Below are 12,030 nucleotides of genomic sequence, written 5' to 3' on the forward strand. Positions count from 1 at the left end.
GGAATCATCCCCTGCCGGCTGGTCGCCAGCCCACCTTGACGCAGCATGGCGCTTGTGTTCTTAAAAGCGTCGCTGTGGTAAAGCGATCGCAAATCCGGGCCTGAATACGAGGGGGAAGATCTGGCATGAGTTTACGTTATTTGACAGCGGGAGAGACGCACGGCCCCCAGCTGACGGCGATTATCGAAGGGCTTCCGAGCAATCTCCAGCTTGATTTCGAGGAGTTGAACTTCCAGCTGCACCGCCGCCAGAAGGGCTATGGCCGCGGCCGCCGGATGCAGATCGAGAAGGATACGGCGCAGATCGTCGGCGGCGTGCGCCACGGACGGACGACCGGGGCGCCGGTGGCGCTCGTCGTCGCCAACAACGATTGGAAGCATTGGACGTCGGTCATGAACATCGAGCCGATCGAGGGCGGAGACGAGGCCAAGCGGCGCGTGCACCGTCCGCGTCCCGGCCATGCCGATCTGAACGGAGGACTCAAATACGATCTGAAGGACCTGCGCAACGTGCTCGAGCGCTCCAGCGCCCGCGAGACGGCGGCGCGCGTCGCCGTCGGCGCGATGGCCAGGCAGCTTCTGGCCGCCTTCGGCATCAAGGTCGCCGGTCAGGTCATCCGCATCGGGGAGATCGAGGCTCCGCCCAACCGCTTGCCGGCCGAGGAGCTCGCGCGCTTGACCGAGGCGTCCTCGGTCCGCGTCGTGGACAAGGAAACCGAAGCCCGGATGGAAGCTTACATCGACCAGATCAAGGCGGACGGAGATTCCATCGGAGGCATCGTCGAATGCGTCGTCGAGGGCGTGCCGGTCGGTCTCGGTTCTCATGTGCAGTGGGACCGCAAGCTGGACTCCCGCATCGCCGGAGCCGTCGTCAGCATCAACGCCTTCAAGGGCTGCGAGGTCGGCATCGGCTTCGAGGCCGGCATCCTCCGCGGCTCCCAGGTCCATGATCCGATCCTGTACAGCGAGGAACGCGGCTACCACCGCGCCTCCAACAACGCAGGTGGCTTCGAGGGCGGCATGACGACCGGCGAGCCGATCGTCGTGCGCGGCGTCATGAAGCCGATTCCGACGCTGTACAAGCCGCTCGCCAGCGTCGACATCGACACGCGCGAGCCGTTCACGGCGCAGGTCGAGCGCTCCGACAGCTGCGCCGTGCCGGCCGCCAGCGTCGTGATGGAGCATGTCGTCGCCTGGGAAGTGGCCAAGGCGTTCCTGGAGAAGTTCGGCGGGGACTCGATGGAGGAGATCCGCCGCAACTACGACAGCTACCTCGAGCAAGTCCGGAGCTACTGACATGCGCGAGCTCATGGTGAATCTCGGAGAGCGCTCGTATCCGATCCGCATCGGATCGGGCCTGCTCGCCCGCGCCGGGGAGCAGCTGCTCCAGGCCGGCCTCAGCGTCAAGTCGCCGCTGCTCGTCGTAAGCGACGATGCGGTAGCGCCGCTTTATCTGGACGGGCTGCTGGAGCAGCTTCGCTCCTCGGGCTTCCGCGCCGCGTCCTGCATCGTGCCGGCCGGCGAGCCGTCCAAGTCGCTCGCCCGCTTCGAGGAGATCATGACGAAGGCGCTCGAGCATGGGCTCGACCGCAAGTCCGCGATCGTCGCGCTCGGCGGCGGCGTCGTAGGGGATCTGGCGGGCTATGCCGCCGCTTCCTACATGCGGGGGATTCGGTTCGTCCAGATGCCGACGACGATCCTCGCCCATGACAGCAGCGTCGGCGGCAAGGTGGCGGTCAACCATCCGATGGCCAAAAACATCATCGGCGCGTTCCATCAGCCCTCGCTTGTGCTGTATGATCTGGACACGCTAAAGACGCTACCTCGGCGCGAAGTCAGCTCGGGGCTGGCGGAGGTCGTCAAGCACGGCCTCATCCGCGACGCCACCTTCGTCGACTGGTGCATCGACAACGCGGAACGGCTGCTCGCGCTCGACGCCGAAGCGCTCGGCTATGCGCTTTACAAGGGCTGCGCCGTCAAGGCGGACATCGTATCCTCCGACGAGACGGAGCAGGGCGTGCGGGCGATCCTCAATCTGGGCCATACGATCGGGCACGCGCTCGAGGCGGTGGCCGGCTACAACGAGCTTCATCACGGCGAAGCGATCTCGATCGGCATGATCGGCTCGGCGATGCTCGGCGTGCAGCTCGGCGCGCCGCAGGAAGTGTACCTCCGGACGCGCGAGGCGCTTGGCAAGGCTGGGCTTCCGGTCTCCTTGCCGGAGCATTTCGATACCGATCGGATCATGGAAGCGATGATGCACGACAAGAAATTCGGTGAAGGCAAGATGGTGTTCATCGTGCCGACTGCCATCGGAGAGGTCGAGATTCGCCAAGACATCCGCCAGCAGTGGGTCCGGGACATCGTCGAACGGCTGAAACGGGAGGCGAGCTGGCCATGAGCGTAAGGGGAATACGCGGCGCCATCACGGTGGACCGCAACGAAGAGCAGGAAATCCTGCAGGCGACGTCGGAGATGCTGCGGGCGATCGTCGCGGAGAACGGATTCGATCCGGAGGACATCTGCAGCGTGCTCATCACGGTGACGACGGATCTGGACGCGGCTTTTCCGGCTAGGGCGATCCGCGGCCTCCAGGGCTGGGACCTCGTGCCGCTCATGTGCGCGGTCGAGGTGCCCGTCAAAGGCAGCCTGGAGCGTTGCATCCGGCTCATGGTCACGGTCAACACGGAGCTGACGCAGAAGGAGATCAAGCATGTCTATCTGCGCGGAGCGGGCGTGCTGCGTCCCGATCTGAGCGGTTCCAAGGGTTGACGGCTCGCCGGAGCCCTTGTATAGTGAGGGTAATGTATAGTGCTAGCGCCTATTGAGGGCGGAGCAGGCAGTCCCCGATCATGTCCGGCGGCAAGAGGGCTTGGAGTGGCGGGGAGCCTGAGAGAGATGAGTCGAGATGAGCTTAGCTGAGTTTGAGGAGCCTGCTTCGCCGCAGAGGATTGTGCCGCGCATCGCCAATAGGGCGGCGTAGACGGCCGATGTCCTGCGCGTCATGCAGCTGCTGCTCATTAAGCCTATTCCTTTCATCGCTCTCGTCCAGCTCCCGCCTATGGCGGGAGCTTTTTGCTTGGAGCTTATCCATCTGATGCCAAGGAGACGATGAAGATGAATCGAGAGCTGCAGTCCGTGCTCCGCCTCGCGGGACGGTACAACCTGATTCCGATCGCGCGCTATTTGCTCGCGGACACCGAGACGCCGATTCGGCTGTTCCAGCATTTCGCCGGCGAGAAGAGGGCTTTCCTGCTGGAGAGCGTCGAGGGCGGAGCGAAATGGGCCCGCCATTCCTTCATCGGCATGGATCCGTTCATGATGCTCTACGGCAAGAACGGACGTATGGTGCTGGAGAAGCGCGGAGAGCGGATCGAGCTGGACGAGAGCCGTCCGCTGGAGCTGCTGAAGGCTCATCTGCGGGCGTACCGCAGTCCGGAGCTTCCGGGCATCCCTTCGTTCAGCGGGGGCGCCGTCGGCTTCTTCGGCTACGATCTGCTGCAATACTACGAGAGCTTGCCGAAGCATCGCCATGACGATCTGCAGATGAACGACCTTCAGTTCATGTTTTGCGACTCGATGATCGTGTTCGACCACTTCAAGCAGCAGATCGGCGTCATCGGCAACGTGCATGTGCCGGACGCCGCGACCGACCGCGAGATCGAGCAGGCATACGAGGCGACGGTGGAGCGGATCGAGCGCACGCTCGAGAAGCTGCGCCAGCCGGTGCCGCTGCTGACGACGGCGGGCGATCCGCTGCCGGACGATCCGGAGCTCGGCGACATCCGCTCCAACCTGACCCGAGACCAGTTCATCGCCAACGTCAATTCGGCCAAGGAGTTCATCCGCGCCGGAGACATCTTCCAGGTCGTGCTGTCGCAGCGGTTCCACATCGAGACGGATGTCGATCCCCTCCACGTGTATCGGATCTTGAGGACGCTCAACCCGTCTCCTTATATGTACTATCTGAAAATGGACGACGAGGTCATCGTAGGCACCTCCCCCGAGGCCTTGGTCAAGGTGTCCGACGGCAAGGTCGAGACGAGGCCGATCGCCGGGACGAGGCCGCGCGGCCGCACCGAGGAAGAGGACCGCGAGCTCGAGGCGGACCTGCTCGCGGACGAGAAGGAGCGCGCCGAGCATCTGATGCTCGTCGACCTCGGCCGCAACGACATCGGCCGGGTAGCCGAGTTCGGCAGCGTCCGCTGCGATTCGTTCATGGAGATCGAGCGCTACTCCCATGTCATGCACATCGTCTCCAACGTGACAGGCGCGATGCGCGAGGACAAGGATTTCTTCGACGCCTTCATCAGCTGCCTGCCGGCCGGCACCGTGTCGGGCGCGCCGAAGCTGCGGGCGATGGAGATCATCGCGGAGCTCGAGACGGAGGCGAGAGGGGCTTACGCCGGCGCGATCGGCTACTTCGGCTTCAGCGGACGCAGCATGGATACCTGCATCACGATCCGCACGATTATCTTCAAGAACGGCAAAGCCTACGTGCAGGCGGGCGCAGGCGTCGTATGGGATTCCGTCCCGGACAAGGAATACGAGGAGACGGTCAACAAGGCCAAGGGCATGCTGAAGGCCATCCGCACGGCCGAAGCGGCTTTTCCGCGGCGCGCCCGCGAGGCCGTTACGGCTGCGATCAACAGCGACTATTTCGTACCGGCAGGAAAGGAGGAGCGGGCATGATGGAAGCGATTCGCACGACGACGATGCAGGGAGCGCTCGACAAGCTGATCGGAGGAGGCCATCTGACGCGCGCGGAAGCGGGCGACGTCATGCGCCTCATCATGGACGGAGCGGCGACGCCGGCTCAGATCGCCGGCGTGGCGACGGCGCTGCGGATGAAGGGCGAGACGATCGACGAGATCAGCGGCTTCGCCGAGACGATGCGCGGCTTTTCCCGGCGCGTGGAAACGGTGCAGGAGGGGCTGCTCGACACCTGCGGCACGGGAGGCTCGGGCATCCACAAATTCAACATCTCCACGGCGTCCTCCATCATCGCCGCCGCCTCCGGCGTGCGGGTCGCCAAGCACGGCAACCGCGCGATGAGCGGCAAGGCCGGCAGCGCGGACGTGCTCGAGGCGCTCGGCGTGTCGATCTCGCTGGATGAGCGCCAGGCGGCGGCATGCTTGCAGGAGATCGGCATTTGCTTCATGTTCGCCCAGCTCTACCATCCTTCTCTCCGCCATGCGGCGGCTCCTCGCCGGGAGCTCGGCGTGCGCACCATCTTCAACATGCTCGGACCGCTCGCGAATCCGGCCGGAGCCGACCGGCAGCTGCTCGGCCTGTACGACCGCGCGCGCACCGAGACGGTGGCGAGCGTCCTTCATACGCTCGGACTCAAGCGGGCGCTCGTCGTCTCCAGCCATGACGGCCTCGACGAGATCAGCATCAGCGCGGCGACGACCGTGTCGGAGCTCGGCGAGGACGGACAGGTGCGCACATACGATTTGACGCCGGAGGAGATGGGCATCCGGCGGCAGCCGCTGTCGGCGATCCAGGGCGGCTCGCCGGAGGACAATGCGGCCATCATCCGCCGCATCTTCGCCGGGACGGAGGACGGGGCCTATCGCGACATCGTGCTGCTCAATGCCGGCGCCTGCATCTATACCGCAGGCGCAGCCTTGACGCTTCAAGGCGGCGTCGAAGCCGCCCGTCATGCCGTCGACAGCGGCGCCGCGGGCGCCAAGCTGGAGCAATTGATCCAAAAGACAGGAGAGCTGTCCCATGTTTCTTGACCGAATCGTCCATACGAAAAAAAGCGAGGTCGAGGCGCTTGCGAGCCGCTTCAGCCTGTCCGCTTACGAAAGAGAAATTTCCGGCATGGAGCCGTGCCGCGGATTCGTCGGCGCCGTCACCGAGCGCCGACGGCGCGAAGTCGGCCTGATCGCGGAGGTGAAGAAGGCCTCCCCTTCAAAAGGGCTGATCCGTCCGGATTTTCATCCGGTCGACCTCGCCCGGACGTACGAGCAGGCCGGAGCGGACTGCATCTCGGTGCTGACCGACCGCGAATATTTCCAGGGAGCGCCGGAATTCTTGACTGCGATCCGCGAGGCGGCAAGCGTGCCGCTGCTGCGCAAGGACTTTCTCGTCGACTATCGTCAGGTCTACGAGGCGCGCGTCATCGGAGCGGACGCCGTGCTGCTCATCGCAGCGATTCTCGACCGCGCCAGGCTCAAGGAGCTGCATGAGATCGCCGAGGCGCTCGGCATGGACGTGCTCGTCGAGGTGCATGACGAGCGCGAGCTGGACGGAGTGCTGGACGCGGGCATCGCCAAGCTGATCGGCATCAACAACCGCAATCTGCATACGTTCGAGACGAGCCTGGAGACGACGGAGCGGCTGATGCGGATGGTGCCGGCCGGTACGCCGGTCATCAGCGAAAGCTCGATCTCCTCTCCGGCCGACGTCGCCTACGTCCGCGCGGCGGGCGCGGCCGGGGTGCTCGTCGGCGAGCATTTCATGCGCCAGCCGGAGCCGGGAGAGGCGGTCGAGCAGCTGCTCGGTCCGGTGTCCGTCCGATGAGCGGCCATGCGCAACGCGGTCCAGGAGCCGGTGCCGGCTCGCAGGATAGGCTGACCGGCACGTCGGCTCCGCTGCTCAAGATTTGCGGCGTGCGGGACGAGGCCACGGCCAGGCTGCTCGGGCAGCTGCCGGTCGATTACGCCGGCTTCGTATTCGCGCCGAGCCGGCGCCAGGTCGCTCCGGCGGAGGCGGCCCGGCTCATTGCCGCGATGAAGGCGGCGGCTCAGGAGGCGGGCCGTCCCGCGCCGCTGGCTGCCGGGGTGTTCGTGGACCTGCCGGCAGCGGAGCTGGCGGCGGCGGCGGCCGAGGGCGGACTCGACCTCGTGCAGCTGCACGGATCGGAAAGCCCGGAGGATTGCCGCGCGGCGGCGGTGGCGACCGGACTCCCCGTCTGGAAGGCGCTGCACGCGGGCCGCGCGGCGGACGGACCGGCAGCTCCGGACGCCGAAGTCGCACGCTATGCGGCCGCCGGCGTCGCCGGGCTGCTGCTCGATACGGCGGGCGGAGGCACCGGCCGCACGTTCGACTGGGAGATGATTCCCGGCTACAAGGCTGCGGCGGCGGCAGCGGGCCTGCCGCTGCTCGCCGCAGGCGGCCTGCATCCGGACAACGTGCGGGAGCTGATCGACGGCTATTCGCCGGACGGGATTGACGTTTCGAGCGGAGTGGAGCACGATGGACAGAAGTCGCCGGAACGGATCCGGTCATTTACGGAAAGGGTGAAGCAGCGATGAATCAGGTTCCAGACGAGAACGGACGCTTCGGCAAGTTCGGGGGGCGGTATGTGCCCGAGACGCTGATGAACGCGCTCTTCGAGCTGGAGGAGGCTTACAAGCGCTACTCCAAGGACGCCGACTTCCAGGAGGAGGTGCGTTACCTGCTCCATAAATATTCGGGAAGGCCGACGTCGCTGTACTACGCGGAGCGCCTGACGAGCCATCTCGGCGGCGCCAAGATCCTGCTCAAGCGAGAGGATCTCAACCATACCGGCGCCCACAAGATCAACAATACGATCGGCCAAGGCGTGCTGGCCAAGCGCATGGGCAAGAAGAAGATCATCGCCGAAACGGGAGCGGGCCAGCACGGTGTCGCCTCGGCGACGATCGCCGCGCTGCTCGGCCTCGAGTGCAAGGTGTTCATGGGCGAGGAGGATACGAAGCGACAGCAGCTCAACGTGTTCCGCATGCAGCTGCTCGGCGCCGAGGTCGTGCCGGTCCTGTCGGGCACGCGCACGCTCAAGGACGCCTGTAACGAGACGCTCCGCTACTGGGTGAGCCATGTCGACGATACCTACTACATCCTCGGCTCCGTCACCGGTCCGCATCCGTATCCGATGATGGTGCGCGACTTCCAGCGCATCATCGGCGACGAGGCCCGCGAGCAGGTGCTTCGGGACGAAGGGCGGCTGCCGGACTACGTCGTCGCGGCGGTCGGAGGCGGCAGCAACGCGATGGGCATCTTCTATCCGTTCGTCGGCGACGAATCGGTCAAGCTGGTCGGCGTCGAGGCGGCGGGAAGAGGCGTCGACACGGACGAGCATGCGGCGACGATGACGCTCGGCCGCCATGGCGTCTTCCAGGGCTCGATGAGCTATGTGCTGCAGGACGACAGCGGCCAGGTGCTGCCGGCCCACTCGATCTCCGCTGGCCTCGATTATCCGGGCGTCGGACCGGAGCACTCCTATCTCAGGGACTCCGGCCGGGCGGAATACGTCCCGATCACGGATGCGGAGGCGCTCGAGGCGCTGCAGCTGCTCAGCCGCACGGAAGGCATCATCCCGGCGCTGGAATCGGCTCATGCGATCGCGCAGGTGATGAAGCTTGCCCCGACGCTGCCGAAAGACAAGACGATCGTCGTCTCGCTGTCGGGCCGCGGCGACAAGGACGTCGAGGCAATCATGGGATATTTGGGGGTGAAGCCGCATGAATCGCATTGACGAGACGTTCGCGGCGCTGAAGGCCGAGGGCCGCGCGGCCCTCATTCCGTTCGTCACCACGGGCGATCCGAGCCTGGACGCGACGGTCGACATCGTCCTGGAGCTGGAGCGCAGCGGCGCCGACATGGTCGAGCTCGGCGTTCCTTACTCCGACCCGCTGGCCGACGGTCCCGTCATCCAGCAGGCATCGGAGCGTGCGCTGCGCGGACCGGTGACGCTCGAAGCCTGCGTCTTGGTGGCGGAGCGCGCCCGCGCGGCCGGCTGCCGCATGCCGTTCATCCTGTTCAGCTATTTCAACCCGGTGCTGCAGTACGGGCTGGAGCGCTTCTTCACGCTCATCCATGAGAAGGGCATCAGCGGCCTCATCATCCCGGATCTGCCCATCGAGGAGGATGGAGAGGTGCGCGAGATGGCCGCCGAGGCCGGCATCCACCTCATTCCGCTCGTCGCGCCGACGTCCAAAGCGCGCGTGCAGCGCATCGCGTCGACCGCGCAAGGCTTCGTCTACTGCGTCAGCTCGCTCGGCGTGACGGGCATGCGCAGCGAGTTCCACAGCGGCATCGAGGAGTTCCTGCAGTCGGTGCGCGAGGCGGCGCCGGTGCCGATCGCGGTCGGCTTCGGCATCAGCAGCCGCGACCAGGTCGAGCGGATGAGCCGCCATGCCGACGGCGTCATCGTCGGGAGCGCGATCGTGCGCCAAGTCGAGGAGGCGCTGCCGCTGCTGGCAGAGCCGTCGACCTATCGCGACGGCATCGCGCAGATCGGCCGCTTTGTCGCCTCCCTGCGAGTCTGACTTGGTGCACCGCTTTAAAGTGCTTTCAACTTCCCTGAAACTGTGAGACAATAGAGGGCATGACGCGGGAAGCGGACTTTACTTTTTATGAGGTGAACCATGAATACAAAACGCCATATCGTGGACCTGCCCGTCTACCAGCCGGGCAAGCCGGTGGACGACGTCAAGCGCGAGCTCGGCCTCAGCGAGGTCATCAAGCTCGCCTCCAACGAAAACCCATACGGAAGCTCGCCGCTTGCCAAGCAGGCGATCCTGACCGAGATCGAGAACAGCAACATCTACCCGGACGGCGCGAGCGTCGAGCTGACGGCCGCGACAGCAGGCCATCTCGGCGTCCGTCCCGAGCAGCTGATTTGGGGCAACGGCGCCGACGAAATCATTCTCATGCTCGCCCGCTCGTTCCTGGAGCCGGGCGACGAGACGATCATGGCCGACCTGACGTTCTCGCAGTACCGCCACAACGCGGTCGTCGAGAACGCGGCCATCGTCGAGGTGCCGCTCGCAGACGGCAAGCAGGATCTGCCGGCGATGCTGGCGGCGGTCACCGATCGCACCAAAATCGTCTGGATCTGCTCGCCGAACAATCCGACCGGCACGATCGTGACCGAGCGGGAGCTCGTTTCCTTCCTGGACGCATTGCCGAAGTCTGTTCTCTGCGTGCTCGACGAGGCCTACTGCCACTTCGTGGACGACCCGGACTATCCGGACAGCATCCGGCTGCTGGACCGCTATCCGAACCTCGTTTCGCTGCGGACATTCTCCAAAATCTACGGACTTGCCGCGCTGCGGATCGGCTACGGCATCGCCCATCCGGACGTCATCCATGCCATCAACCTCGTGCGCGAGCCGTTCAATACGGCACGCGTGTCGCAAGCCGCGGCCAAGGCCGCCCTGTCCGACCAGGCGTTCGTCGACAGCTGCCGCGAGAACAACTTGCTCCAGCGCGACTATTTGCAGGGCGAGTTCGACCGGCTCGGACTGGCTTACTTCCCGACGCAGGCCAACTTCATCCTCGTGGATGTCGGCATGCCTTCCCGCGAGGCGTTCGACCGGCTGCTGCGCCGGGGCTTCATCACTCGGGCCGGCTGGTCCAAGTATCCGAACCGCTTGCGGGTATCCATCGGCACGGCGGAGGACAACATCAAGTTCGTCGCCGCCCTGGAGGAAGTGCTGAAGGAAGCGACGGTGCGAAAGTAGATCGATGACCAAAATCGCCATTATCGGAGCGGGCCTCATCGGGGGCTCGCTCGCGTTGTGCTTCAAGGGACAGCCCGGTCTTTTCGTAACGGGCTACTCCTATCGCCAGGAATCCGCCGACAAATACGTCCAGCTCGGCGTCGTCGACGAAGCGACGACCTCGCTCGAGGATGCCGTGCGCGGAGCGAATTTCATCTTCCTGTGCGTGCCGGTCGGCCTGCTCGCTGATTACGCGCGCCGCATCAGCCTCCTGCCGCTCGCGCCGGGCTGCGTCGTCACCGATGTCGGCAGCACGAAGTCCGGCGTCGCCGAAGCTGTATCGGGCATCGATTGGCAAGGCGCTGTCTTCATCGGCGGCCACCCGATGGCGGGCTCGGAGCGGGCGGGAGTAGAGGCGGCCAGCGCCATCCTGTTCGAGAACGCCTACTACGTGCTTACGCCGGAGGCGGGCACGCCGACGGATGCCTTGGAGCGGCTGACCGAGCTGCTCGGCCACACCCGCGCCAAGATCGTGCATATGGATCCTTCGGAGCATGACGAGATCGTCGGCGCGATCAGCCATCTGCCGCATCTGATCGCGGCCGGGCTCGTCAACCAGGTGCGCCGCTACAACGAGTCCAACGACGCTTATGCGATGCTGGCCGCCGGCGGCTTCCGCGACATCACGCGGATCGCCTCGAGCGATCCGGTCGTCTGGCGGGACATCCTGCTGGCGAACCGCGAGATCGTGCTGCGGCTGTTGGGGGAGTGGGGGGCAGAGCTGGACCGGCTCGCCGACATCCTGCGCAAGCAGGACGGCGAGGCGATCAGCGATGCGTTCCGCGCTGCGGGAGCGTTCCGAAGCAGCTTGCCGGAACGCCGCAAGGGCGTGCTCCAGTCCATCTACGAATGCTATATGGACGTGCCCGATCATCCCGGCATCATCGGTAAGATCGCGACGGAGCTCGGCAACCGCCGCATCAACTTGAGCAACCTGCAGATCATCGAGAGCCGGATGGACGCACCCGGCGTGCTCCGCCTCAGCTTCCGCACGCAAGGCGATCTCGACCAGGCGCTTGAAGCGCTGGAGCAGCTCGGATATGCCGTGAAGAGCTGAACTGCGACGCATCAAACGCCTCCCGGATGCAATCCGTCCAGCGATGGCCAGAGCTTCCGCCACGCGAGGCGTCTTCTTCGGCTCCGTGCAGCCCCTTGCCTTTTTTTGGCGAGGGGCTTTGCTTTAGCCGAAACCACGCGCCTTGAGACCGCTTCAATCTTTTTAAAGGGAAAATGAAAACGCTTATTGACAGATTGAAAACGGATACATATAATAAAAGTACAGTATGGTTTCTCTCCACTCCTATCCAACTATAGCGCTCATCATGAACGCTGCCACCCTTCGGGGTGGTTTTTTTTTTTTGGCGCATGGTTGAAACAAAACCACTCCCCGTCGGGGAGTGGTTTTTGTTTGAGACGACAGAGATGAACATGCGGCAGGTTTCTTAGAACTTCCTCATATTCGCTCCCTCTCGCATCCCCCATGATACAATACGGGGAGTTTGCGGCCATCCAGCTTTTGGGTAATTCTCCATGAT

At 64.7% G+C, this 12,030-nt stretch carries 11 protein-coding genes; all 11 read left to right on the top strand.

Features of this window, described 5'->3' with window-relative positions; genetic code table 11:
- Window positions 1-125: 125 nt before the first annotated feature.
- Window positions 126-1,295, top strand: coding sequence for a chorismate synthase (gene aroC / locus HGI30_RS10140; RefSeq protein ID WP_168907451.1), 1,170 nt, complete (start codon window positions 126-128; stop codon window positions 1,293-1,295).
- A 1-nt stretch (window position 1,296) separates the two neighbouring features.
- Window positions 1,297-2,400: a 3-dehydroquinate synthase gene (gene aroB / locus HGI30_RS10145; RefSeq protein WP_168907452.1), complete on the top strand. Its 1,104-nt coding sequence runs from the start codon at window positions 1,297-1,299 to the stop codon at window positions 2,398-2,400.
- The gene (aroH, locus tag HGI30_RS10150) at window positions 2,397-2,771 is read left to right on the top strand and encodes a chorismate mutase (RefSeq protein WP_168907453.1); all 375 of its coding nucleotides are present in this window, start codon (window positions 2,397-2,399) and stop codon (window positions 2,769-2,771) included. Before aroB ends, aroH begins: the two co-directional genes overlap by 4 nt.
- A gap of 345 nt (window positions 2,772-3,116) precedes the next feature.
- On the top strand, window positions 3,117-4,691 hold the full coding sequence (gene trpE / locus HGI30_RS10155; protein ID WP_168907454.1) for an anthranilate synthase component I: 1,575 nt from the start codon (window positions 3,117-3,119) through the stop codon (window positions 4,689-4,691).
- On the top strand, window positions 4,688-5,743 hold the full coding sequence (gene trpD, locus HGI30_RS10160; RefSeq protein WP_407945023.1) for an anthranilate phosphoribosyltransferase: 1,056 nt from the start codon (window positions 4,688-4,690) through the stop codon (window positions 5,741-5,743). The genes trpE and trpD overlap by 4 nt, the downstream gene beginning before the upstream one ends.
- A complete protein-coding gene (gene trpC / locus HGI30_RS10165; RefSeq protein WP_168907455.1) occupies window positions 5,733-6,530 on the top strand; it encodes an indole-3-glycerol phosphate synthase TrpC in 798 nt (265 codons plus the stop codon). Before trpD ends, trpC begins: the two co-directional genes overlap by 11 nt.
- Complete coding sequence (locus tag HGI30_RS10170; protein ID WP_168907456.1) at window positions 6,527-7,264, top strand: phosphoribosylanthranilate isomerase; 738 nt, start codon at window positions 6,527-6,529, stop codon at window positions 7,262-7,264. Before trpC ends, HGI30_RS10170 begins: the two co-directional genes overlap by 4 nt.
- Window positions 7,261-8,466 (top strand): tryptophan synthase subunit beta, encoded by a 1,206-nt coding sequence (gene trpB, locus HGI30_RS10175; protein ID WP_168907457.1) that lies wholly within the window; start codon window positions 7,261-7,263, stop codon window positions 8,464-8,466. The genes HGI30_RS10170 and trpB overlap by 4 nt, the downstream gene beginning before the upstream one ends.
- A complete protein-coding gene (trpA, locus tag HGI30_RS10180; RefSeq protein ID WP_168907458.1) occupies window positions 8,453-9,259 on the top strand; it encodes a tryptophan synthase subunit alpha in 807 nt (268 codons plus the stop codon). The genes trpB and trpA overlap by 14 nt, the downstream gene beginning before the upstream one ends.
- A gap of 99 nt (window positions 9,260-9,358) precedes the next feature.
- Entirely contained in the window at window positions 9,359-10,456 is a 1,098-nt protein-coding gene (gene hisC / locus HGI30_RS10185) for a histidinol-phosphate transaminase (RefSeq protein WP_168907459.1), read from the top strand.
- A 4-nt stretch (window positions 10,457-10,460) separates the two neighbouring features.
- Window positions 10,461-11,552 carry a prephenate dehydrogenase gene (locus HGI30_RS10190; protein ID WP_168907460.1) on the top strand — a complete coding sequence of 364 codons (1,092 nt, stop codon included), beginning with the start codon at window positions 10,461-10,463 and terminating at the stop codon, window positions 11,550-11,552.
- The last annotated feature ends 478 nt before the right edge of the window (window positions 11,553-12,030 follow it).

The organism is Paenibacillus albicereus (assembly GCF_012676905.1).
Taxonomy (GTDB): Bacteria; Bacillota; Bacilli; order Paenibacillales; family Paenibacillaceae; genus Paenibacillus_O; species Paenibacillus_O albicereus.